The following is a 23,204-nucleotide window of genomic DNA, read 5'->3' as shown; positions in this document are numbered from 1 at the left end:
GACGGCTCAAGTCCAGTAGGTGGAAAACATGCCCAGGCGCTGCTTGAGCGATTTGGGCAGGTAGCGTTCAAGGTGGCCGAGGCGATAGCCCAGCAATTTAAAGGCACTGCGCACCACCACTTCGGGGGCGCGGTGCGAGGCGTTGGCCTTGCGCAAGGCACGTAATTCGGCCAGTACATAGCGTTTACCTTCACCGCCGGCGTCGCCAAACGCCTGGCGGATCCACGGCTCGCGGCCGTAGAACACCCCAATGTCGAAGTAGCGGTGAAACTCATCCATGAGTCGGTAATCGTGGGAGTGATAGACCTGGGCGCTGGCGGCGTACTGCACCTTCCAGCCCGCCAGTAGCATGCGTGCGGCGACGTAGGCGTCCTCGCTGCCGATCACATCGGCGGGGAAGCCGCCCACGGCCTCCAGGGCGCTGCGCCGGTACACGGAAAACGAGTCAGAGCTGAAGCAGGTCTTGATCCCCAGCTGCGGTGCATCGGCCAGGCTTTTGCTGCGGCTGTGGGCCGGGTAATTGAAGTGGCGCGACTGCGCACCCAACACCCCCGCACCGGGATGCGGCAGTTGGCGGCCATAGGCGACACCGTTGAGTGGGTCCTGTTGCAGCTCGGCGAGCAGCTTGGCAAAGGTCTCGGGCTCGGCCGGGATCGCGTCCTGGGTCATCACGATCAGGGCGTCGCCGCCCACTTGCTCGCTGGCCCAGCGACGGGTGCCGCCGTGGTTGAAGTCGCGGGCGGCGATCACTTCGACACGCGCACCGAACTCGCGAAAGCGCGCCACCGTGGCATCGCTCGATGCGCTGTCCACGACCAGCATCTCGTCGGGTTGCAGGGTCTGCATGCGCAGCGCCGGCAGCAGCCGGTCGAGGTGGCTGGCGGCGTTGCGGGTCGGAATGATCAGTGAAGTCCGCATCAGGGCTTGGGCTCGCTGGCGGGCGTGCGGCCGTAGATATCGTCGAAGCGCACGATGTCGTCTTCACCCAGGTATTCGCCGCTCTGCACCTCGATCATCACCAGGTCGATGATGCCGGGGTTGGTCAGGCGGTGTTTGTGCCCGGCGGGAATATAGGTGGACTCGTTCATGTTGAGCAGGATCTCGCGCTCGCCATTGGTGATCATTGCCGCGCCGCTGACCACCACCCAGTGTTCGCTGCGGTGGTGGTGCATTTGCAAAGACAACGAACCCTTGGGCTTGACCACGATGCGCTTGATCTTGAAGCGGGTGCTTTCCTCCAACACCGTGTAGGTGCCCCAGGGCCGTGTGACGGTGCGGTGCAGGCTGAACGCGGGATGGTTCTGGCGCTTGAGCTCGGCGACGATATGGCGCACATCCTGGCTGCGGTTGGCGTCGGCGATCAGGATCGCGTCGGGGGTGTCGACGATGATCAGGTCACGCACCCCGACCGCACCGAGTACGCGCTTGGGCGAGTCGATATAGCAGTTGTGCACGTCGTGCAGGATCGCTTCGCCATTGATCTGGTTGCCGTTGCCGTCACTGGGGGTCAGCTGGCGCAGGGCTTCCCAGGAGCCGATATCGCTCCAGCCGATATCGCAGGGCACTACGGCGACCTGGGCGGATTTTTCCATCAGGGCCACGTCGATGGAGATGTCCGGCGCGGTGCCAAAGCCTTGCGGGTTCAGTTCGCGCTGGCGGCTGCTGCTGTTCTGCAGGCTGGTGCTGTGCTCCAGCGCCGCCTTGGCCGCGTCCAGTACGGCCGGGGCGTGGGTCGCCAGCTCGTCGAGCACGGTGGCGGCCTTGAAGCAGAACATTCCGGCATTCCACAGGTGCTTGCCGCCGTCCAAGTAGCCTTGGGCGGTGGCCAGGTCGGGTTTTTCGACGAAACGCTGGACACGGAAGCCTTGGGCCAGCGCCGCGCCTTGTTCGATATAGCCAAAGCCGGTCTCGGGGCGATCGGGCTGGATGCCGAAGGTCACCAGATAGCCGGCGTCGGCCAATTCGCGGGCCTGGGCCACGGCCTGGGCGAAGGCGCTTTCATCGAGGATCAGGTGGTCGGCCGGCATCACCAGCAACTGCGCATCGCCGCCGAAAAACTCCTGCACATGCAGCGCGGCGACCGCGATGGCCGCTGCGGTGTTGCGGCCAAACGGTTCGAGCAGCAAGTCCAGGCCCAGTTGGCCGGTGTTGACCGCGCGGTAATCGTCGAGGGTGCGAAACAGCAGGTCGCGGTTGGTCACCGTCAGCACGCTGTCGACCCCCGGCAGGTGGCTGGCGCGCAGGAAAGTTTTCTGCAACAGGCTCTGGTCGTCGTGCATGCGCATGAACGGCTTGGGCATGTTCTGCCGCGAAACCGGCCACAGCCGCGTGCCCGAGCCACCGGAAATGATGCAGGGAATCAATCCGTTGAGAGGGTTCATCAATAGACTTCCTTGGTGGAAAGGACGGCCGGGACCGTCATGAAAACGATGTACAGGTCAAACCACACCGACCATTTGGCGATGTATTCCAGGTCGTATTCGACCCGTTTCTGAATCTTGAACAGGGTGTCGGTTTCACCCCGGTAGCCATTGATCTGCGCCCACCCGGTGATGCCCGGTTTGACCCGGTGCCGCGAGCTGTACTCGCTGACCGCTTCCTCGAACGGAATCCCGGCGGCCTTGGTGGCGGTGGCATGGGGGCGCGGGCCGACCATCGACATGTTGCCCAGCAACACATTGAACAGTTGCGGCAGCTCGTCGATGCTGGTCTTGCGGATAATCCGCCCGACGCGGGTGATGCGCGGGTCGCTGCGGGTGGTCTGGCACTCGGCGTTGAAGTCGGTCTGGTCGACGTACATCGAGCGGAACTTGAACACCCGGATCAGGTTGTCGTTGTAGCCGTAGCGCTTCTGGCGAAACAGCACCGGGCCTTTGGAGTCGAGCTTGATGGCAATGGCGGTCACCAACATGATCGGTGACAACAGCAGCAGGCCGGCACCGGCCAGCAGCAGGTCTTCACAGCGCTTGATAAACGGTGACCAACCGCGCAGCGGCAGTTGCGAGGTATTGAACATCAAGATGCCGCCGACATCGGTAATGCGGTTGTGGCCATAACGCAGGGCGGCCATATCCGGCACCAGCATGACGTTGACCGACATCTGCCGCAGGCGCTTGACCAGCCCGTTGACGCGCTGCTCGGCGGCCCAGGGCAGGGTGATCATCACTTGGTTGACCTGTTCGGACCTGATCAGCTTTTCCAGGTCGCGGGTGTTGCCCAGCAACGGCAGGCTGCTCAGTTCCTTGGGAATGCGTTCGGTGCGGTCGTCGATAAAACCGATCAGGCCGGAGCGGATATCACTGTTGCGCGACAGGTGTTCGGCCACATGGATGGCGGTGTCGGTAAAGCCGAGGATCACCGTGCGCTGCAGGAACTTGCCGTTCTTCATCAGGTTGCGGTACAGGCGCAGCATCAGGATGCGCTCCACACCAAACAGCACCAGGCTCAGGCTGAACCAGAACATCAGGTTGCGCGGGCTCAACTGCGGGAACAGGAGCAGGATCTGGTACATGAACAGCAGGATGCAAAACGCCGAGATCCACGCGACCAGCATCACGCGAAAACGCAGGCGGTTGCTGAACAAGTCCTCGGAGTACACCCCCAGGGCCTGGAACAGAATAATGGTCAGGATCGCAAAAAACAGCAGCAGGCCCAGGTAGTGGCCACGCATTTGCGGGTCGACTGGATCCGGGTAGAACAACAGGATCATCGCCGGCAGGACCGCTGTCAGGCCGTGGATTAACTTGACGAAAACCACAAAGAATTCAACAAAACCGGTACGAGTCAGAAACAGGCTATCGACTGACGACTTCTCACGCATAAATCATCCCTCAATGCACCACCAGGACTTCCTGTTCGTTCGCTCATCCATAAGGCAGTTGCTTATAAGTGGCGCAATGCGAACGACTGCTTTCGCTGGGTAACGCGCAATGACTTGTCTAGGTGCAGGTGCTTTGCTAAATAGTGGCTAAATAATGGCTTCTTATGGGTGCTATGTCAAGGTTTTGACATTTCGCAAGGGTTTCGCCGTCGAGTGTCATAAGATACTCTTGTCGTGACGGTTTGTTGACATTTGTTGTTGGTTTTTCAGATTTATTGAGAATGAGTGATGGCTTTTTGCAGTGTAGGAACAAAAACGCCAATTATCCTGCCGGGCGGGCAAAGCTTTTTTGACGGGGATAGGAGCCGGCTGGCCGGCCCCTACCGGGGGATGGGGATCAGAAGTCGCCTTTGAGGCTCACGGTGACGTTACGCGGCTCGCCGTAGAAGTTACCCCAGGACGCGGTCCCCACGGTCTGGTAGTAGTTTTTGTCGAACAGGTTGTTGCCGTTCAACGCCACGGTCCAGGTGTTATCGACCCGATACGCCAGGCGCGCGCTCCACAAGGCGTAACCGGGTTGTTCCAGCTTGATGGTCTGGACCCGATAGTTGCTGCTTTGGGCGCTGACGCCGCTGCCCACTGTCCATTTCGACAGGGCACCATCCAATTGGTAATCGCCCCACAGCCGGAACATATGGCGTGGCACGTAGCTGGTGGAGGCCCGGCCCTCGGCCTGGCTGTCGATATTGTTCAGGGTCTTGGTCTGGGTGTAGGTATAGCCGCCGAAGACTTGCAAGCGTTCAAGCAGTTCGCCGCTGATCTCGGCCTCGACGCCCTGGGCGCGGACCTTGCCGGTGTCGCTGTAGCAGAAGCCGTCGGCCGAGGTGCCGCAGTGGGCGATGTAGTCGGTCTCGGCAGCGTTTTTCTCGATCGCGCGGAACAGTGCCAGGGAGCTGTTGAGGCGCCCGTCGAACCATTCGCCCTTGATCCCCAGCTCGTAGTTCTCACCGATCTTCGGCTTCAGGGCCGCGCCGCTGACGGTGGCGTAGGAGCTTTGTGGCTGGAAGATATCGGCGTAGCTGGTATAGATCGAGAGGTTGTCGTTGAGGTCATAGATCAGCGCGGCAAAGGGTGTGACTTCACCGGTTTCCTTGGTGCGCGCATCCTGCACGCTCCACTCGCCCCAGGCCAGGTTGTTGGACTGGCGGCGGTTTTCAAACCAACTGACGCGGCTGCCGACCACCAGCAGCAACGGCTCGGCCAGCCGCAGGCGCAGGGTGGCGTAGGTGCCGTACTGGGTGGCGGTCTCCTTGACCGTGCCGCCGCGGTACATATTCGGCCAGAACGTGTCGTCGGCCGGCTCCGGGAAGTGATGGTTGGGCTGGTAGATGGTCTGGCGCTGGGGCAGGTTGCGGATCGCGTACACATCGTCCTGGCTGCCACGGCTGCCGTTGGCGCCAAGGATCAGCTCATGCTCCAGGCCAAAGGCTTCGAACTTGCCGTCGATGTAGGCGTCCAGGCCATAGTCCTTGTGATCGTAGTCAAACAGGGCGGCGTAGCTGTTGGCCGTGGGGGCCGGATCGCCATAGGCCACGGTGCCTTCGCTGGCGGCGTATTTGATGTCTTGCAGGTTGCGGCTGTGGACGGCGCTGACCTTGAGTTTCCAGTCGTCATTGAAGTGGTGGGTCAGGTCGGCGAACAGCGTGGTGCGCCGGCTTTGCCAGTCGTTCCAGGACTGGCCCAGGCAGGTGGAGCGGCTCAGGCCGATGCTCTTGCCGTCGCTGTAGCGCGGGATGCCGCCCCAGCACGGCGTGGCGTCGACGTCTTCGTAGCTGGCGCCGAAACCGAGGGTGGTGTCGGGGCTGATATCCATGTCCAGGGCGGTGTAGATGGCCTGGTCCTGGCGCTTGGCAATATCCATGTACGAACCGCGATTCTGCTGGCTGACCACTGCCCGGCCGCGCACGGTGCCGCTGTCGTTCAGCGGGCCGCCGGTATCCACTTCGGCGCGGTAGTTGTCCCAGGTGCCGGCCGACAGCGTGAGGCTGGTGGTGGGCTTGTCCTGGGGCCGCTTGCGCACGAAATTCACCGCGCCACTGGCGGTGCCGGCACCCTTGAGCATGCCGGCGGCGCCCTTGAGCACTTCCACCCGGTCATACAGCGCCATGTTTGCGGTGAAGCTGTCGGCCTGGACATAGTCCTTGCCCATATCCAGCGGCACGCCGTCGTACTGGTACTGCCCGAGCATCTTGAAGCCGCGGGAATAGAAATACTTGCCGCCCATGGGCGATTCGTAGGTGGTGATCCCCGGCGTGCGCTCCAGCAATTGGTCGATGGTGTGGATGTTCTGGTCATCCATCAACTTGCGGGTCATCACACTCACCGATTGCGGGGTTTCCCGCAGGCTGTGCTGGCCCTTGCCGATGGTCACCGCGCCGGTGGTGTAGGAACCGCTGCCTTCGGTGGTGGCCCCCAGGCGTTCGCCGGTGACGGTGGTGGCGCCAAGGTTCAGCGCGCCGGATTCACCCACCGACGGGAGCAGCAACCAGCTGTTGTCGCTTTGGCGCTGGGCTTGCAGGCCTTGGTCCTGGAGCAGTTGGCCGAGGGCCTGCTCGCTGTCGAGTGCGCCGTTGAGGCCCGCGCTGTGCTTGCCGGCCACGCTGTTGGCGTCAAAAGACAGGCTGATGCCGGCCTGACGGGCGAATTGATCCAGGGCGCTGGACAGTGGGCCAGGGGCAATGTTCCAGGCGCGGGTCTGGCTGTCGCGTGCCGGCTCCTGGGCCAGGGCGCCGCCGGGCAGGGCACTTGCCAGGCAGGCACCCAGCAGGGCGGCATTGACGGCTTGGCGCAGGGGGGATTTTTTTGAGGGGAACGCTTGCATGACCGCGGGTTGCTCCTGAAGGAAGTGGACAGAACGGGCCTGTTGATCGGCCTTTCCTTACAGGTCGAACGGCAATGAGAATTCACCTCATTTATTTTTCAGGAGCGGGCGGTGCGCGGGGTGACCGTGACCCAATAGCGGCTGCGGTAAGTGACACTGACCGGTAATGCCTGGGCCACCAACGCCAGCACCTGATCGGTGTCGCCCACCTGATAAGTGCCGGACACACGCAGGCCGGCGACGGCCTCGCTGCAACGCAACACGCCGTGGCGGTAGCGACCCAGTTCGCTGAGGAAGTCATCCAGGCGCATATTGCGCGCGCTGATCACGCCGTCGCTCCAGGCCCAGGGGTCGAGGCCAGTGGCGGGTGGCGGATAAATTGCGAGGCGGTTGAACAACACCTGTTCGCCGGACGCGACGACTTGCCGGGCAGCGCCCGATGCGTGCCCGGCAAACACCGCGACCTGGCCCTGTTGCACCGCGAGCAGCGTGCCCTGGGGTTCTTCGCGGACCATAAAGCGCGTACCGAGGGCCCGCAGATAACCGTTGTGGGTCTGTACCCAGAAGGGTCGGGGCGAACGACCATCGCTGCCGGTATCAATCAGCATCTCGCCCTGGCGTAGCTGCACCAGGCGCCGTTCGCGGTTGAACGCAGTGTCGATGGCGCTCGCGCTGTTGAGTTGGATACGGCTGCCGTCATCCAGGCTGATCCAGCGCTGCTCTCCGGTGGCCGTGCGGTACTCGGCCAGCAGCCCCGGCAGCGGCGTGTAGTCGCGGCCCAGCCAGGTCAATCCGGCGGCCCCGGCCACCAGGCCCAGCAGCTTCAAACCCTCGCGGCGGCTGATTCGTCGGCGCGCGCTGTCCAGGGTCTGGCGACCGAGTTGGGCGGGCAGATGGCGAAAATCATCATTCATCGTCGCGACCCGCTGCCAGGCCAGTTGGTGTTCGGCGCTGCTGGCCAGCCAGCGTTCAAACGCGGCGGTGCTGGCGTCATCGGTGGTGTTGAAACGCAGCTTGATCATCCATTGGATGGCCTGGTCCACCAGGCGCGGGTCAGCAGTCGGCATAGCGCAACCGATAACAGGCGTGCAGGGCCTTGGCCAGGTCGCGCTCCACGGTGGCCTTGGACACGCCCAGGCGTTGGGCGATCTGCGGGCAGGTCAGGCCGTCCAGTTGCGCCAGCAAAAAGGCTTCGCGCACCCGTGGCTTGAGTTGGTCGAGCAGGCGGTCAATGCGCTCCAGGCTGTCGAGGATCAGCAGGCGGGTTTCTGGCGAAGGGGCTTGGTGTTCGGGGAAATGGGCCAGGCTGTCGAGGTAGGCGCGTTCCAGTTCGCGCCGCCGATACTGGTCGATCATCAGGCTGCGGGCAATGCTGCTCAGGTAGGCCCGGGGTTGCAGCAAACTGTGCTGCTTGCGGCTATTGAGCAGGCGGACGAAGGTTTCCTGGGCCAGGTCGGCGGCATGCTCGCGACAACCGGTGCGCCGCTTCAACCAGCCATGCAACCAGGAATGGTGGGCCTGGTAGAGCTGGCCGATTGCCGCATGATCCGCTGGGTATTCGCTCGACATAGTCGTCCTGGCGCAGGCGTCTTAATTGATAACGGTTCGCATTCTAGACGTGGCCCGTGGCATTGGGCAATCACCTATCTTCAGGTGTTGTGCCTGGAGGCTGGTCGCGGGGGGCGCGGTGAGACTAATCTTGGGTTTTCCCTGGCGGATGAGTTGAGCATGATCGATCTCGCAACCCTGGCGGTTTTCTCTGGTTCCGTGCTGCTGTTGCTGCTGTCGCCCGGGCCGAACATGGCCTTTGTCATCAGTCATGGCGTGAGTTATGGCTGGCGGGGTGGAGTGGCGGCCGGCCTGGGGATCGGGGTGGCGGACCTGCTGCTGACTGCCTTGACCGCCACTGGCGTCACCGCCCTGGTGGCCAGTTGGCCGCCGGCCTTTGACCTGATTCGCTATGCCGGCGTGGTCTACCTGCTGTGGCTGGCGTTCAAGACCCTGCAAAAAAAGCCATCCCTGGACACCGCCCAGGTTGTGCGGGTACGCCTGGGCGGGGTGTTTATGCGCGCCATGCTCAATAGCCTGCTCAACCCCAAGGCGCTGCTGTTTTTCATGGTGTTCCTGCCGCAGTTCGTCAAGCCCGAGGCCGGGCCCATTGCCCTGCAATTGGTGCAGTTGGGCCTGGTCCTGACGCTGATTGCCGGTGTGTTTCATGCCGTGCTCGGGGTTTTTGGCGGGGCGATCAGCCGGTTTTTCGCCGGCAGTAAAAGAACCGCCGGCTTGCAGAAATGGGGGTTGGCCACGGTGCTGACAGTATTGGCCGTGCGCCTGGCGCTGATGCCACGCACCTTGTAGACGGCAGGTGCCTCTCCTTGTGGGAGCGGGCTTGCCCGCGATAGCGGCGGTTCAGCCACTATTTTTGGCGGCTGGTATACCGTCATCGCAGGCAAGCCAGCTCCCACCTCTGATTTGTGGTGTGGCCCAAGCTTCTGCTCCGACGCACATCCCCTGTGGGAGCGGGCTTGCTCGCGAAAGCAGTGGGTCAGTCAACATCAATGTTTGCTGGGCGGACGTTTTCGCGAGCAAGCCCGCTCCCACAGGGGAAAATAGTTCGGCCTTCAGCCCAGCCGCGCCGCCGCCCGTGCGGCAATTTCGCCCCGGGTCTTGCGTGATTCAGCGGTGCGCTTATTCGCCTCGTCCAGTACCTGCCGTGGCGCAGTGTCCGGGCGGCCGGCATTGAAAGGCGGGGCCGGCGCATATTCAAGCTGCAACTGCACCAACTGCGCCGCCGCCTCGCTGTACAGCTCGGCGGCCAGGGTCAGGGCAAAGTCGATCCCCGCAGTGATGCCTCCCCCGGTAAACAGGTTGCCGTCGCGCACCACGCGCTCCTGCACCGGCGTGGCGCCGAGGGTGGCCAGCATGTCGTGGTAGGCCCAATGCGTGGTGGCCCGCCGCCCGCGCAGCAAACCCGCAGCGCCCAGCACCAGCGAGCCGGTACACACCGACGTCACATAACGTGCGGTCTGGGATTGCGCCCGCAGAAAGTCCAGGGTCGGCTCATCTTCCATCAATGGCCCAACCCCCGAGCCGCCCGGCACGCAGATCACATCCAGGGTAGGGCAGTCGTCGTAGGTGGTGGTCGGCGACAGCACCAACCCGCTGCTGGAAGTGATCGGCGCCAGGTCTTTCCAAATCAGATGCAGTCGCACCTCCGGCAACGACGCCAGCACGTCGTAAGGGCCGGTGAGGTCCAGTTGCTGAATACCGGGGAACAACACAAAGCCGATCTGCAAGGTCATGGTCAAACTCCAGGAAGAGGGATGGACGGCTTCACTCTAGTGGCCTAGGCTTTGGCGTATACGCCATTGAGCCCACTAATCACGCCAATCATGCCGAAAATCATCCATGTGCTCGCCTTCGCCAATGTGCAGGTGCTCGACGTCACCGGACCGTTGCAAGTGTTTGCCTCGGCCAACGACCTGGCGCGCCAGCAAGGCTTGCCGTTGCCCTATGCGGTCAACGTGATTGCCGCCCAGGCCGAGCCGGTGATGACCTCCGCCGGCCTGGCCCTGGTGGCCGAGCCGTTGCCTGGCGCCGACACGCCCTGCGACACCCTGGTGATTGCTGGCGGCTGGGGCGTGTATGGGGCGGCCGAGGATCCGCAACTGGTGGAGTGGGTCCGGCAAAAAGCCAGGCACTCGCGGCGCATGACTTCGGTGTGTACCGGCGCCTTTCTGCTGGCCGCCAGTGGCCTGCTCGATGGCTGTCGGGTCGCCACCCACTGGACGCGCTGCGAGGAACTGGCGCGCAAATACCCCAGGTTGCAGGTCGAGGCCAACCCGATCTTTATCCAGCAGGGCTCGCTCTGGACCTCGGCGGGCGTCACGGCCGGCATCGACTTGTGCCTGGCCCTGGTGGAACAGGACCTGGGCCGCGCGGTGGCCCTGGAAGTGGCGCGGCACCTGGTGGTGTTTCTCAAGCGCCCCGGTGGCCAGTCGCAGTTCAGCGTCACCCTGTCCCTGCAAAAGGGCGGTAGCCGCTTCAGCGAATTGCATGGGTGGATTGCCGAGCACCTGCACCTGGACTTGAACATCGCGACCCTGGCGGCCGCGTGCGGCATGAGCGAACGCAGCTTCGTACGCCATTACCGCGCCGAAACCGGCCAGACCCCGGCCCGGGCGGTGGAACTGATCCGCGTGGAAACCGCACGCCGGCAACTGGCCGACAGCGCCGTGGCAATCAAACGCATCGCCGCGCAATGTGGCTTTGGCAGCGAAGAAACCATGCGCCGCAGTTTTATCCGCGCCTTGTCGATCACCCCGCAGCTTTATCGCGAGCGGTTTTCGGCGCCGGCCTGAGTCTGTTCAAGCAGTTCAAACAGTGCATCGAGCGTGGCCTGCGGTGCTTCCTGGGGAATATTGTGGCCCACCCCGGCGAGCACCCGGCGCCGATAGAATCCGCTGAAATTACCCACGTCGTCATCCACCTCGGGAGCCGGGCCGACACCGTCGTCGGCACCGCACAGCGAAATGGTGGGCACCGAAATCGGCGGTGGTTGCACCAGCGCCTGTTCAATCACTTCCAGCGCCGGATCACCCTCGGCATACATGAAGCGATGGCGATAGGAGTGGATTACCACCTCCACAAAGTCCGGGTTATCAAACGAGGGTGCCGTCTGCGGGTAAAGGCTCGGCCCCGCAGCCCAGGAGGGCGACCAGAGCGACCACAACAGTTCGCACAACTCGCGGCGGTTGGCGGTCAGGCCATCGATACCCCGTTGGGTGTGGAAGTAGAACTGGTACCACAACCGATGCTCGGTGACTGGCGCGCGGGGCTGGATGGACTTTGCGATGTCCTGGATGTTGTAACCGTCGCCGGTGACCAGGCAGCGCACGCGCTCGGGCCAAAGCGCCGCGACAATGCACGCGGCGCGCCCACCCCAGTCATAACCGGCGAGGGCGGCCTGGTCGATGGCCAGGGCATCCATGAAGTCCAGCAGATCCTTGGCCAGCGCCGCCTGTTGGCCGGAGCGCATCACCTGGGCGTGCACAAACCGGGTCGGGCCGTAGCCGCGCAGGTAAGGCACCAGCACGCGATAACCGGCCTCGGCCAACACCGGCGCGATGGCATCGTAGCCGCGAGGGTCATAGGGAAAACCGTGCAGCAGAATCACCACTTCACCGTCGGCCGGGCCATGGGCTTCGTAGGCGATATCGAGCATGGGAGTGCGGATATACAGCAGCGCGATCGAGGGGCTCATTGGGACTCCGTTCGGGTCACAGCAGGGAGCCTGGACTTTAGCGCGAAACCTTTACGTGTTCATGGGCCAGCAGCGAAAACACGTGCAGATCCTGATAGCCACCGGCCCAAAACCCGGCCTCGCGCAGCACGCCTTCGCGGGTAAAGCCCAGCCGGCCCAGCAGTGCCTGGGACGGCAGGTTACGCGGATGGACCAGCGCTTCGACACGGTGCAGTTGCATCTGCGCAAAGCCCCAGTCGAGCACGCTGCGCAAAGCCTCGCTCATCAAACCGCTGCCCCTGGCTGACGGCGCCAGTTCGCAGGCGAGGGCGCAGCTGTTCCACTGGCGATTCCATTTGAACAGCCCGCAGGTGCCCATCAACTCGCCGGCGTATTCCAGGCCCCAGCGCGTGCCCGGATTGGCCTGGGTTCGCCAGTGGGCGAAGGTGGCGATCAGGGCGTGGGCCTGGGATATGTCGGTCATGGGGTCGATGCCAAACCAAGGCATGGCCTCGGCATCGCGATAGATCGCAAACAGCGCCGGGGCGTCGTGGGGGGTCAACTCCCTGAGCCGCAAGCGTTCGGTGTGCAGGGTGGGGAAAATATCCACGTGGTGTGGTGCGGTTGGCATAGGTATCGACTGAACATTTTCGGGCGCCAGGGGCGGGTTCATATTCGTTCCTTGAATACAGGAGGAGGCAGGCAGATAGCTCGCTCAAGGTCGCAAAGATCAAAGGTGGGAGCTGTCGAGCGTTAGCGAGGCTGCGATGACGTCAGTACAGCCAATGTTGAAGTTGCCTGATAGCGCCTACAAGGGTTTCACTTCGCTGCTCGATTCTCAAGGTTGCCACACGGTTTTCTCCCCGCTCAACTTGCGATCCAGAAACGTCGCCGCGCTGATCAAGGCCAAATGGCTCAATGCCTGCGGTGTATTCCCCAGATGTCGCGCCTGGCTGTCGAATTCCTCGGCATACAGCCCCAGCGGGTTGGCATAGCGCAGCAGTTGCTCGAATTCCAGATGGGCCTTTTCCACTTGCCCCGCGCGGGCCAGGCATTCGACGTACCAGAATGAACAGGCGGTAAACGCCCCCTCTGTGCCTTGCAAACCGTCAATTTGACTGTCGTCATTGCGGTAGCGGTAGACCATGCCGTCGCGCACCAGGCTTTTCTGGATGGCGTCCAGGGTCGATAACCAGCGCGGATCGGTGGCCGCCACAAAACGCACCAGCGGCATCAACAGCATCGAACCATCCAGGGCAGTGCTGCCGATGTGCTGCACGAAATGCCCGCGTTCTGCGTTCCAGAAGTTGCTCCAGATATCTTCATAAATCGCCTGGCGGGTCTGGTCCCAGCGGGCGAACGGTGCCGGCAGCGAGCGCTTGGAGGCCAGGCGGATCGCGCGGTCGAGTGCCACCCAGCACATCAGCCGCGAATGCAGGAAGTGATGTTGCTCGCCACGCATTTCCCAGATGCCGACGTCTTTCTGGTTCCAGGTTTCGCACACTTGGTCCACCACTTCCAGGGTGTGTTTCCAGCCCTCATGGGAGATGGCTTCGCCGTACTTGTTGACCAGGTACACCGCGTCCATCAGTTCGCCAAAAATATCCAGCTGCACCTGGTCAAAGGCCTCGTTGCCAATGCGCACCGGTTGCGCGCCGCCGTGGCCGCTGAGGTGGCTCAGCTCGGTTTCCGGCAATTGCTGGCGGCCGTCGATGCCATACAGAATGTTGATTTTCATCGGCTGCCCGCAACAGTCGCTGACGCGCCCGCGCAACCAGCGCATGTAGTCATTGGCTTCCTGGACAAAACCCAGACGCATAAAGGCGTAGACGGTGAACGAGGCGTCGCGGATCCAGGTGTAGCGGTAATCCCAATTGCGTTCGCCGCCGGGGGCTTCCGGCAGGCCGAAGGTGGCCGCTGCGAGGATCGCGCCGTGTTTGCGCGAGGTCAGCAGCTTCAGGGCCAGGGCCGAGCGATTGACCATTTCCCGCCAGCGGCCGCGGTAGTTGGACTGGGCCAGCCAGCCGCGCCAGAATTTCAGGGTGTGCTGCAGGTGCAGGTCGGTACCGTCGCTGGCCACGCGTATGTCTTCCCGGCCGCCAAGGACAAATTCGGCCCCCTGGTCCTGGTCCAGGGTAAAGCAGGCGACGGCGGCGTCATCTGCGATCTGCAACGGCACGCTGCTGGCCAGGCGCAACCCAGGCAGGCCCGGCGCCTCGAAGCACACATCAGCGTTATCGGCGGTGGCCCGAGTGGGTGCCCGGGCATAGTCATGGCGCACCGCGCAGCGCAGGTGCAGGGTGGCCTTGCCGCTCACCACGCGCACCCGGCGGATCAGCAGGGGCAGGTCATCAACGTCATCGCTGATACTCAGCAGGTCGGTGATTTCCACCACGGCGTCATCACTCAGCCAGCGGGTTTGCAGGACATTGGTATCCGGCAGGTAGATCTGTTCCCGGCGCGCCTGGGGCAGGTCCGGGGTCAACTGGAAAATCCCGGCGGCGGGGGAGTCCAGGAGCGAGCAGAAGATCGACGGGCTGTCGAATTCCGGCCAGCAGAAAAAGTCGATGCTGCCCTGGTCGTTGATCAGCGCCGCACTGCGCATGTCACCGATAATGCCGTGGGCGTCGATGGCGCTTTGCGCTTCGTTTTTCAGATCAACCATTGTCTTTGAACTCCGGGTAGAGACTCATGCCGCCGTCGATAAACAAGGTGCTGCCCACCACATAGTCGGAGGCATCACTGGCCAGCCAGACCACGGCGTTGGCCACATCTTCGACGTCGCCGACGCGGCCATAGGGGATCAATTTCAGCAACTGCTGTTCGGCGTCGCCCTCGGTGGCGGCGCGGTTGATGGCGGTGCGGATCGCCCCCGGCGCGATGCCGTTGATGCGGATCCGTTGGTGGCTGACTTCCTGGGCGAGGCTGCGCATCAGCATCTCGACGCCGCCCTTGGAGGCCGCGTAATTGACGTGGCCGGCCCAGGGGATCAACTGGTGCACCGAACTCATATGGATGATCTTGCCGGCGGCCCGGGATACGCCGGCTCGCACGCCCTGGCGGTTAAAAATACGCAGGGCAGCGCGGGCGCAGAGGAACTGGCCGGTGAGGTTGACGCCAATCACCGCGTTCCACTCCTCAAGGGTCATGTCGCTGATGGCGGCGTCTTTTTGCAGGCCCGAGTTGGCCACCAGGATGTCGAGGTGGCCGAAGGCGTCGAGGGTCTGCGCGAACAGGCGTTCGACATCGGCTTCCCTGGACACATCGGCGCCGATCGCCAGGGCCCGGCCACCGGCCTGGTTGATCTGCGCGGCCAGGGCCTGGGCGGGTTCTGCCTGGCTGTTGTAGTTCACCACGACTGCCGCGCCGGCCGCAGCCAGCGCCCTGGCGGCCCCCGCGCCAATGCCGGAGCTGGCGCCGGTGACTACGGCGACTTGTTGTTCCAACGAGATGCGCATTGTCCATCCAGCCTTTATTCCAGAAGTCCATTCAGCTGACTGACGGCGCGGGGCACAAGTTCAGTGGCCTGTCTGGAATGCGACGATGGCTGTCTATATCTATCGTTTTCGCCAACGGGCTTTTAGTTAGAATCAGTGGCTTAACGACGTGAGACGCAGCCCATGACAACTGTGCACCGGCCTTGGCTTGAGGCTTATGCCGACAACTACCGCAACGACGAAGTGGTCCATCCCCATTGTCATACCCAGGCGCAATTGATCCACGGCGTCACCGGGGTGATGGTGGTCAGTACGGCCCAGGGCAGTTGGCTGGTGCCGTCCGGGCATGCGTTGTGGGTACCCGCCGGGACGCCCCACGAGATTCGCATGGCCGGCGAAGTGCATATGCGCACCCTGTTCCTGATGCCCGAGGTCGAGCCGAGCCTGGGCCGCACCTGCCAGGTGATCGAGGTCTCGGCACTGCTGCGCGAGCTGATCGTGGCGGCGACGCTGATCGCCGGTGAAGTCAACAGCCCACGCTTGCAGGCCATGGTGGAAGTGATCCGTATGGAGCTGCTGGCCGCGCCGGTGGTGGCCATGCATGTGCCGGTGCCTGGCGAAGCCCGCCTGGCCAGGTTGTGTACCCGGTTTATCCGCAACCCGGCCGATGACAGCAGCCTGGAATCCTGGGCCGACACCCTGAACATGAGTGCGCGCACCCTGAGCCGGATTTTCCAGCGGGAACTGGGCATGAGCTTTGGCGAATGGCGCAAGCGTGCGCGTCTGGCCCTGAGCCTGAAGCTGCTGGCCCAGGGCGCCTCGATCCTGGAGGTGGCGCTGGAACATGGTTATCAGAGCCCGAGTGCGTTCAGCGCGATGTTTCGCCGCTCACTGGGTTATCCGCCGAGTCATTTTCGTCCCCAGGCCTGATGTTGCTTCATGTAACCCAATTGTCCGTTTGGCGACGATACATGGCCCTGGCGCGGGCGAATCCGCCAGGGCGCATGCCTAATCTGCAAAGCTCATTCTTCAGCGAGCTTTGTGATGCCCAGCCTTGTCGTTCATCCCTCCACCAGCAGTCGCCCCCCGGCAGTTCTGACCCTGCTTTTGCTGGGTGCGCTAGCCGGATGCCGTGGCCTGCCCGACGAGCCCGCAGCGCAGCTGACGGCCCGGGCGGCGCCGCAATTGTCCAGCGGGTCAGCGGTCCAACCGCTGCCCGAGCGCTGGTGGCAGCTTTACCGTGACCCGCAATTGGACCGGCTTGTAGCGCAGGCCCTGAACCATAACCAGGACCTTGCCGCCGCCGCCGCCCATGTCGACGCGCTATTGGCGCGCCTGGAGCAGGTAGATGGCGAACGCCAACCCTCGACTCTTCTGACCTACGGCGTCGGCTACGGCCGCAGCCGAGACGACCAGACCCTGGCCCAGGCCCGCGATGAGCAGGCCGAGGCCCAGTGGAGCCACGCCCCTGGATTCTCCCTGAGCTACACCCTCGACCTCTGGGGCGAGGTGCGTTATCGCCTGGCCGCCGCCCGTGCCGATGCGGATGCGGCGCGGGCGCTGGAAGACGAATGGCGGGTGACCGTGGCCGCGCAGACCACCCGGGCCTATGGCCAGGCCTGTGTCTATGCGTTCAGCCGCCAGGTGCAGCGTCATTCGGTGCAGGTGTTGGAGCGCAGTGTCGACGTCACTCGCAGACTGCAGAAGGCCGGTGCGGCGACGGCGCTGGACCTGGCGCGCCTCAATGGCCTGCTGGAAGAAACCCGTGCGCCGCTGCCGATGTTGACCGCGCGCTATCAGGCGGCCCTGTATGAGCTGGCGGTGCTCAGTGGCGTGCCGCCCCTGGAGGTGGCCCGGCAAACCTGTGCCCGGCGCCCACAATTGCAGGCGCCGCTGCCGGTGGGCGATGGCTGGGCGCTGGTGCAGCGGCGGGCCGATATCCGCCGTGCCGAGCGCCAACTGCAAGCGGCCACGCTGGCCATCGGTGTCGCTCGCGCCGAGTTGTATCCACGGGTGACCTTCGGGGCCGCGCTGGAGTCCTCCGCGAGCGGCCTGGGCAAGTTGGGGGCCAGTGAAGCGCTGGTGTATTCCGTGGGGCCGTTGCTGTCCTGGCGCTTTCCCCAGCGCGGCGTTGCCCAGGCTCAAGTGAGCCAGCGCCGGGCCCAGGCGCGCGAGGCCCAGGCGCGTTTCGACGGCACGGTACTGCGTGCCTTGAAACAAGTCGAACAAGCCCTGGCGCTGTACCAGGGCGAACAACAGCGCCGCCAAGCCCTGCAGGCCGCGCTGGACAACAGCCAGCAGGCCCATGAGCTGGCCACCCGCAGTTATCGGGCCGGAGCCCTTGATGCCCTGCAACTGCTGGACAGCGAGCGCAACCTGGTCAACCTCCAGGCCCGCGTGGCCCAGGCCGACCTGCGCTTGATCAACCGCCAGATCGACCTGTTCCAGGCGCTCGGTGGTGGCTGGCAACGCAATGATCAACCTCAACCCTTACCCCTTGCTGCCCTTGGAGCCAAGCCATGAACCAGGCTGTTGAACCCGCGATCCTGCCATCCACTCCCAGCTTGATGCAGCGCCATCGCCGCGCCCTGCTGACGGGCGCATCACTGGTGACGCTGTTGGGGGCGGGGCTGTTTGCCGCGTATTGGTGGCAGTTGGGGCGATTTCTGGAAGAGACCGACGACGCCTACGTGCGCGCCGATTGGGTCGCCGTCAGCCCGCGGATTGCCGGCTACGTGGCCCAGGTGCTGGTGGAGGACAACCAGCCGGTCAAGGCCGGGGATGTGCTGGTGCGCCTGGGTGAGCGTGATTTTGTCGAGCAGCTGCGCAGCACCCAGGCGCGGTTGCAGCAAGCCCGGGCGGCGGCGAATGCCCGCCAGTCCAGCCTGACCACCCTCGACGCACGGCTCGACGAGCAGCAGCAACGTATCGCCCAGGCCCAGGCTGCCCTGCATAGCAGCGAGGCCGAGGCCCATCGTGCGCGCCTGGACTTCCAGCGCTACCGCGATCTGGTGGATCAACAGATCGCCACCCGCGAGCGCCTGGAAACCGCCAGCGCCGGGCGGGCCAAGGCATTGGCAGCGGTGACCGAAGCCCGTGCCCAAGTGGCCCGGCAGCAAGCCCAGTGCCAGGTGCTGCAGGCGCGCCGCCAGCAGGCGAAGGCGCGGATCGCCGAATCCCAGGCCCGGGTGGGCGAGGCCCAGGCCAACCTGGCCCTGGCCCAGAATGCCTTGAATGACACAGCGATCCGCGCGCCGTTCGACGGCGTAGTGGGCCAGCGCAAGGTCCGCCGCCAGCAGTATGTGATGCCGGGTCTGCCTTTGTTGGCGGTGGTGCCGGTGGCACAGGCCTATGTGATCGCCAACTACAAGGAAACCCAGTTGCAGCACATGGCGCCGGGGCAGGCGGTCGATATCGCGGTGGACAGTTTTTCCGGCCAGCACTGGCGCGGCCAGATCGAAAGCATCGCCCCCGGTTCCGGTGCGGTGTTCGCCTTGTTGCCCCCGGACAACGCCACCGGCAATTTCACCAAGATCGTGCAGCGCTTTGCGGTGAAGATCCGCCTGGTGGCCGACGAGACGAATGCACCCGTGATCTTGCCGGGGATGTCCGTGATCGCCACGGTGGACACCCGCCCGGCCAGCCAGCAGGACGGTTCCCATGGAGGCTGATGGGCGCACCTCGAACGTTTCGTTTCGCGCCTGGGTCGCGGTGATCGGTGGTTTGTTCGGCTGCTTCATGGCCGGCATGAATGTGCATGTCACCAGCGCCGCCCTGCCGGAAATCGAAGGTGCGCTGGGGGCCACGTTCGAGGAGGGCTCGTGGATTTCCACGGCCTATCTGGTGGCGGAAATCATCATGATCCCGCTCACCGCGTGGCTGGTGCAGGTGTTCTCGTTGCGGCGGGTGATGCTGTGGGGCTCCGGGGTATTCCTGGTGGCCTCGGTGGCCTGTTCGATGGCGCCGAACCTGCCGGTGATGATCGTCATCCGGGTCATTCAGGGGGCGGCGGGGGCGGTGCTGATTCCGTTGTCGTTCCAGTTGATCATCACTGAACTGCCCGCCAGCAAGATCCCCCTGGGCATGGCCCTGTTCAGCCTGGCCAACAGTGTGGCCCAGGCCGCAGGGCCGTCCATTGGTGGCTGGCTGACCGATGTGTATTCGTGGCGCTGGATCTTCTACCTGCAACTGTTTCCCGGTATCGCGCTGTTGGCGGCAGTGGCCTGGTCCATTGATCGCCAGCCGATGAACCTTGGGCTGTTGCGCCAGGGCGACTGGTTGGGCATCGCCTGCATGGTCCTGGGCCTGGGCGCGTTGCAGATCGTGCTGGAGGAGGGCGGGCGCAAGGATTGGTTCGGTTCGGCGTTTATCGGCTGGATGAGCCTGGCGGCGGCGGTGGGCCTGGTGGGCTTTGTCGGCCGACAATTGTGGGGCCGCAAAAGCTTTATCAACCTGCGGCTGTTGGTGCACTACAACTTTGGCGTGGCCAGTGTGGCGATGTTTATCTTCGGTGCCAGCACGTACGGCCTGGTATTCCTGGTGCCCAATTACCTGTCACAGATGCAGGGCTACAACGCCAGTGAAATTGGCGTCAGCCTGATTGCCTATGGCCTGGTGCAACTGGTGCTGGCGCCGTTCCTGCCACGACTGATGAAGTGGTTGAGCGCAAAAATTCTCGTGGCCTCCGGTTTTGCGATCATGGCCCTGGGCTGCTGGATGGGCGCGCACTTGTCGGCAGACAGCGCCAGCAACGTGATCATCCCCTCGATCGTGGTGCGCGGCATTGGCCAGCCGCTGATCATGGTGGCGCTGTCGGTGCTGGCGGTGCATGGGCTGGCCAAGGCACAGTCCGGCTCGGCTTCGGCGGTGTTCTCGATGTTGCGCAACCTGGGCGGCGCGGTGGGCACGGCCCTGCTGGCGCAACTGGTGGTGGTGCGCGAGCAGGTGCATTCGGCGCGTATTGGTGAGTCGCTGAGCATTTTCGAACCGGCTTTACAGCAATATTTGCCGAACGGCGGCTTGTTGCAGGAGCAATGGCCGGAGCAGCAGCAAGTGCTGGGGTTGCTCGACCAGAGCGTGCGGCACCAGGCATTTTTGATGGCTTACAGCGACGCGTTCTACCTGGCGTGTGTGGCGCTGACCTTGTGTGCGGTGGCGGCGTTGCTGCTTCGTCGCACTTGATGGCTGTCGCGGGTTCGTGTTGTGGCGAGCAATTCAGCGATGGGGTTTCAGCCCCCGCAGCAGCAACTCCAGGCCTTGCAGCGCTTGCTCCAGGCATTCGTCCGGGCGTTCGGCATGGGCAATCCATTGCGCCGTATCCACCAGGCTGCCATTGATCAACCGGGCCAGTGCCAGGCTGGGGGCATGTTCGATAAGCCCGGCCTGCATCAATTCATCCAGCAGCCGACGCAATGATTCGATGCAGTGCTGCTGGGCCCCCAGGTCTGCCCCCAGCACCGCCGGTGCATCTTGCAGCACGATCCGCTGGATCTCGGGATCCTGGGCCATGTGCAGGTAGGCGCGGCAGCGCTCGCAAAAACCGTCCCAGGGGTTGTTGGCCTGAGTGCTGATTTGTTGCAGACGGTCATCCATTTCGCTGTCGAGTTGCGCGACCACCGCGGCCAGCAGTCCTTTCTTGTCGCCAAAGTGGTGGTACAGCGCCCCACGGGTAAGGCCGGCGCGGGCGGTGAAATCATCCATCGAGGTATTGGCAAAGCCTTGGGTGGCAAAGGCATGGCGGGCGCTGGCCAACAGGCGGGCGCGGGTTTCTTCAATCATCTCGGCGCGGGCTCGGCTCATGGAAAACGCTCGCTACTTGCGGGTGAGTGGTTGACATACGCCGCGTATGTTACTCATGATTTGTCACATACGCACCGTATATCTTTTCCCCGGATTGCATTGAATGGCAAGCTCCAGGGTTCCCAGCAAGAGGTCACGCACCATGGCAAACCCCTACGCCGAGCTGTTCCAGGCGCCAGGTTCCAGGGCTTTTGTATCGGCCGGCATGCTCGCTCGCATGCCGATATCCATGACCGGTATCGGGCTGATCACCATGTTGTCCCAACTGCGTGGCGGTTATGGGTTGGCGGGCGCGGTGGCGGCAACATTTGCCCTGGCCACGGCCTTTTGCGCACCGCAGGTTTCGCGACTGGTAGACCGTTATGGCCAGGGCCGCGTCTTGCCGGTGGCAGCCATGATCGGCGGTGGGGCGTTGTTGCTGCTGTTGCTGTGTACCCGTTTGCAGGCGCCGGACTGGACCCTGTTTATCTTTGCCGCCCTGGCCGGTTGCATGCCCAACATGTCGGCCATGGTCCGGGCGCGCTGGACCGAGATCTACCGTGGCCAGCCACGTTTGCAAACAGCCTTTGCCCTGGAATCGGTGCTCGACGAGGTGTGCTTTATCCTCGGCCCGCCGCTGTCGGTGGGATTGTGTGTGCTGCTGTTTCCCGAGGCGGGGCCGCTGGTGGGGGCGATCCTGTTGGCGGTTGGTGTGACCGCCTTTGTCCTGCAAAAACAGACCGAGCCTGCGATTCACGCGCAGCTTGAGCACCAGGGCAGTTGGTTGATCACCCAGCCGTCGGTGCTGGTGTTGATAATCCTACTGATGGCCATGGGCACCATTGTCGGGGTGGTAGACGTGGTCAGCGTGGCGTTCGCCCAGCACCAGGGCCAGCCGGCTGCCGCGAGTATCGTGCTGTCGGTGTATGCCATCGGCTCGTGCCTGGCGGGGCTGGCCTTCGGTGCGCTGAAGCTGAACATGCCCTTGCCCCGGCAGTTCCTGCTCTGTGGCCTGGCCACTGCCCTGACAACCCTGCCACTGCTGTGGGTGGGGGATATCCTCGGGCTGGCATTGGCGGTGTTTGTGTCCGGGCTGTTTTTTGCCCCGACCTTGATTGTGTCCATGGCGCTGGTGGAGCAGGTCGTGCCACCCAGCCGCCTGACCGAAGGCATGACCTGGCTGATCACCGGCTTGAGTATCGGCGTGGCCATCGGTGCCGCGAGTTCCGGCTGGATGATCGACCACTTTGGCGCCGCCAGCGGGTTCTGGGTGGCGCTGATGGCCGGGGCAGTGGTGCTGGTGTCCGCTTTATTGGGCTACCGCCGCCTGGGATGAGTCACCCCAGGGCGGGGTGGCTGTCTGTACGGTGATGGCGCAGGAACTCGTTCAGCGCCTGGCGTGTCAGGTCGTTGAGCGTGACCTTTTTCTGCGTCGCCGCCAGGGCCGCAGCCAGGTGCAGATCATGGCCGACCCGTACATTGAAGGAGCCTTTGCAGGGCTTTTCCGGTGCCTGGCCCAGGGTCTGGCAAGTAGCCAGATAATCCTCCACGGCCTCGCGAAAGGCGGCCTCCAATTGGGCCACGGTCTGCCCTTCGTAACTGACCAGGGAGCGGATAAACAGCAGCTTGCCGAACAGGCAATTGTCCTCGACGCTGGCTTCTATGGAGCCGATGTAACCTTTGTGTTTCAACTGGTTGCTCACTGAATCAAGCCTCCTGATTCCAACTGTTCAATGATCTGGCGCCGAATGTAGTACTTCAGTTCATTGCCAGGGTGGGGCTTGTGCAAGGTGATCATTGCACTCGGGTCGCCTATGTCGAACTTGACGCGGCTCCCAGCCCCTTCGATTTGTCGGTAACCCAGCCAGCCTAACAATGTCACGAGCTCAGGCCAGGTAAATGCCATCTGCAGGTTAAGCAGTTTGGCGAGCAGCTTTTCATTTTTGGACACGGCGTTCCCTGCGTGTAACTAAATGTAGTTGCAAATACAGTGCTCCGTCAATGATAGGGCCGCTTCGCGGACTTCTCCCGGGTTTGATGTAACGC

21 protein-coding genes are annotated in these 23,204 nt (G+C 63.4%); 7 read left to right on the top strand and 14 right to left on the bottom strand.

Features of this window, described 5'->3' with window-relative positions; all coding sequences use genetic code 11:
• Window positions 1-6 precede the first annotated feature (6 nt).
• The 6 genes from HBR94_RS17235 to HBR94_RS17210 form a co-directional block, all read right to left on the bottom strand.
• Complete coding sequence (locus tag HBR94_RS17235; protein WP_170045259.1) at window positions 7-918, bottom strand: glycosyltransferase; 912 nt, start codon at window positions 916-918, stop codon at window positions 7-9.
• Complete coding sequence (locus HBR94_RS17230; protein ID WP_170045258.1) at window positions 918-2,381, bottom strand: mannose-1-phosphate guanylyltransferase/mannose-6-phosphate isomerase; 1,464 nt, start codon at window positions 2,379-2,381, stop codon at window positions 918-920. Before HBR94_RS17230 ends, HBR94_RS17235 begins: the two co-directional genes overlap by 1 nt.
• Complete coding sequence (locus HBR94_RS17225) at window positions 2,381-3,820, bottom strand: undecaprenyl-phosphate glucose phosphotransferase (protein ID WP_170045257.1); 1,440 nt, start codon at window positions 3,818-3,820, stop codon at window positions 2,381-2,383. The genes HBR94_RS17230 and HBR94_RS17225 overlap by 1 nt, the downstream gene beginning before the upstream one ends.
• A 397-nt stretch (window positions 3,821-4,217) precedes the next feature.
• Window positions 4,218-6,701, bottom strand: a complete 2,484-nt coding sequence (locus HBR94_RS17220; protein ID WP_057959061.1) for a TonB-dependent receptor — start codon at window positions 6,699-6,701, stop codon at window positions 4,218-4,220.
• Between the two features lie 98 nt (window positions 6,702-6,799).
• On the bottom strand, window positions 6,800-7,768 hold the full coding sequence (locus HBR94_RS17215; RefSeq protein WP_057959062.1) for a FecR domain-containing protein: 969 nt from the start codon (window positions 7,766-7,768) through the stop codon (window positions 6,800-6,802).
• Complete coding sequence (locus HBR94_RS17210; protein WP_057959063.1) at window positions 7,755-8,270, bottom strand: sigma-70 family RNA polymerase sigma factor; 516 nt, start codon at window positions 8,268-8,270, stop codon at window positions 7,755-7,757. The genes HBR94_RS17215 and HBR94_RS17210 overlap by 14 nt, the downstream gene beginning before the upstream one ends.
• A gap of 159 nt (window positions 8,271-8,429) precedes the next feature.
• Here HBR94_RS17210 and HBR94_RS17205 point away from each other — a divergent pair, with 159 nt between their 5' ends.
• The gene (locus HBR94_RS17205; protein ID WP_057959064.1) at window positions 8,430-9,059 is read left to right on the top strand and encodes a LysE family translocator; all 630 of its coding nucleotides are present in this window, start codon (window positions 8,430-8,432) and stop codon (window positions 9,057-9,059) included.
• Window positions 9,060-9,322: 263 nt separating this feature from the next.
• Here the strand turns inward: HBR94_RS17205 and inhA are convergent, their stop codons facing one another.
• Window positions 9,323-10,003, bottom strand: a complete 681-nt coding sequence (gene inhA, locus HBR94_RS17200) for an isonitrile hydratase (RefSeq protein ID WP_170045256.1) — start codon at window positions 10,001-10,003, stop codon at window positions 9,323-9,325.
• A gap of 90 nt (window positions 10,004-10,093) precedes the next feature.
• Between inhA and HBR94_RS17195 the strand changes: the two genes are divergently transcribed.
• Entirely contained in the window at window positions 10,094-11,062 is a 969-nt protein-coding gene (locus HBR94_RS17195) for a DJ-1/PfpI family protein (protein WP_115127916.1), read from the top strand.
• Here the strand turns inward: HBR94_RS17195 and HBR94_RS17190 are convergent.
• The 4 genes from HBR94_RS17190 to HBR94_RS17175 all read right to left on the bottom strand — a co-directional run bounded on the left by HBR94_RS17190 (window position 11,032) and on the right by HBR94_RS17175 (window position 15,401).
• Entirely contained in the window at window positions 11,032-11,964 is a 933-nt protein-coding gene (locus HBR94_RS17190) for an alpha/beta hydrolase (protein WP_170045255.1), read from the bottom strand. The two genes, HBR94_RS17195 and HBR94_RS17190, sit on opposite strands and share 31 nt — an antisense overlap.
• A gap of 37 nt (window positions 11,965-12,001) precedes the next feature.
• On the bottom strand, window positions 12,002-12,574 hold the full coding sequence (locus HBR94_RS17185; RefSeq protein ID WP_178112876.1) for a GNAT family protein: 573 nt from the start codon (window positions 12,572-12,574) through the stop codon (window positions 12,002-12,004).
• Window positions 12,575-12,781: 207 nt separating this feature from the next.
• Window positions 12,782-14,608: a glycoside hydrolase family 15 protein gene (locus HBR94_RS17180; protein WP_170045254.1), complete on the bottom strand. Its 1,827-nt coding sequence runs from the start codon at window positions 14,606-14,608 to the stop codon at window positions 12,782-12,784.
• Window positions 14,601-15,401, bottom strand: a complete 801-nt coding sequence (locus tag HBR94_RS17175; RefSeq protein ID WP_057439105.1) for a glucose 1-dehydrogenase — start codon at window positions 15,399-15,401, stop codon at window positions 14,601-14,603. The genes HBR94_RS17180 and HBR94_RS17175 overlap by 8 nt, the downstream gene beginning before the upstream one ends.
• A 162-nt stretch (window positions 15,402-15,563) precedes the next feature.
• On the opposite strand from HBR94_RS17175, the gene HBR94_RS17170 reads away from it, so the two are divergent.
• From HBR94_RS17170 to HBR94_RS17155, 4 genes are all read left to right on the top strand, one after another.
• Window positions 15,564-16,310: a helix-turn-helix transcriptional regulator gene (locus HBR94_RS17170; RefSeq protein WP_057439104.1), complete on the top strand. Its 747-nt coding sequence runs from the start codon at window positions 15,564-15,566 to the stop codon at window positions 16,308-16,310.
• A gap of 114 nt (window positions 16,311-16,424) precedes the next feature.
• A complete protein-coding gene (locus HBR94_RS17165; RefSeq protein WP_170045253.1) occupies window positions 16,425-17,903 on the top strand; it encodes a TolC family protein in 1,479 nt (492 codons plus the stop codon).
• Window positions 17,900-19,051 (top strand): HlyD family secretion protein, encoded by a 1,152-nt coding sequence (locus HBR94_RS17160; RefSeq protein ID WP_170045252.1) that lies wholly within the window; start codon window positions 17,900-17,902, stop codon window positions 19,049-19,051. The genes HBR94_RS17165 and HBR94_RS17160 overlap by 4 nt, the downstream gene beginning before the upstream one ends.
• The gene (locus HBR94_RS17155) at window positions 19,041-20,561 is read left to right on the top strand and encodes an MDR family MFS transporter (protein ID WP_170045251.1); all 1,521 of its coding nucleotides are present in this window, start codon (window positions 19,041-19,043) and stop codon (window positions 20,559-20,561) included. Before HBR94_RS17160 ends, HBR94_RS17155 begins: the two co-directional genes overlap by 11 nt.
• A 33-nt stretch (window positions 20,562-20,594) precedes the next feature.
• On the opposite strand, the gene HBR94_RS17150 is transcribed toward HBR94_RS17155, so the two are convergent.
• Window positions 20,595-21,179, bottom strand: coding sequence for a TetR/AcrR family transcriptional regulator (locus HBR94_RS17150; protein WP_170045250.1), 585 nt, complete (start codon window positions 21,177-21,179; stop codon window positions 20,595-20,597).
• 142 nt (window positions 21,180-21,321) lie between these two features.
• Here HBR94_RS17150 and HBR94_RS17145 point away from each other — a divergent pair, with 142 nt between their 5' ends.
• Window positions 21,322-22,494 carry an MFS transporter gene (locus HBR94_RS17145; protein ID WP_115127923.1) on the top strand — a complete coding sequence of 391 codons (1,173 nt, stop codon included), beginning with the start codon at window positions 21,322-21,324 and terminating at the stop codon, window positions 22,492-22,494.
• Between the two features lies 1 nt (window position 22,495).
• On the opposite strand, the gene HBR94_RS17140 is transcribed toward HBR94_RS17145, so the two are convergent.
• Window positions 22,496-22,861 carry a type II toxin-antitoxin system HicB family antitoxin gene (locus tag HBR94_RS17140; protein ID WP_057439100.1) on the bottom strand — a complete coding sequence of 122 codons (366 nt, stop codon included), beginning with the start codon at window positions 22,859-22,861 and terminating at the stop codon, window positions 22,496-22,498.
• Window positions 22,858-23,109: a type II toxin-antitoxin system HicA family toxin gene (locus tag HBR94_RS17135; RefSeq protein WP_057439099.1), complete on the bottom strand. Its 252-nt coding sequence runs from the start codon at window positions 23,107-23,109 to the stop codon at window positions 22,858-22,860. Before HBR94_RS17135 ends, HBR94_RS17140 begins: the two co-directional genes overlap by 4 nt.
• Window positions 23,110-23,204 lie beyond the last annotated feature (95 nt).

Source organism: Pseudomonas sp. WS 5412, assembly GCF_012985615.1.
Taxonomy (GTDB): Bacteria; Pseudomonadota; Gammaproteobacteria; order Pseudomonadales; family Pseudomonadaceae; genus Aquipseudomonas; species Aquipseudomonas shahriarae.
The sequence above is the reverse complement of the archived record's forward strand: the minus strand, read 5'-3'. Positions and strand labels throughout refer to the sequence as shown.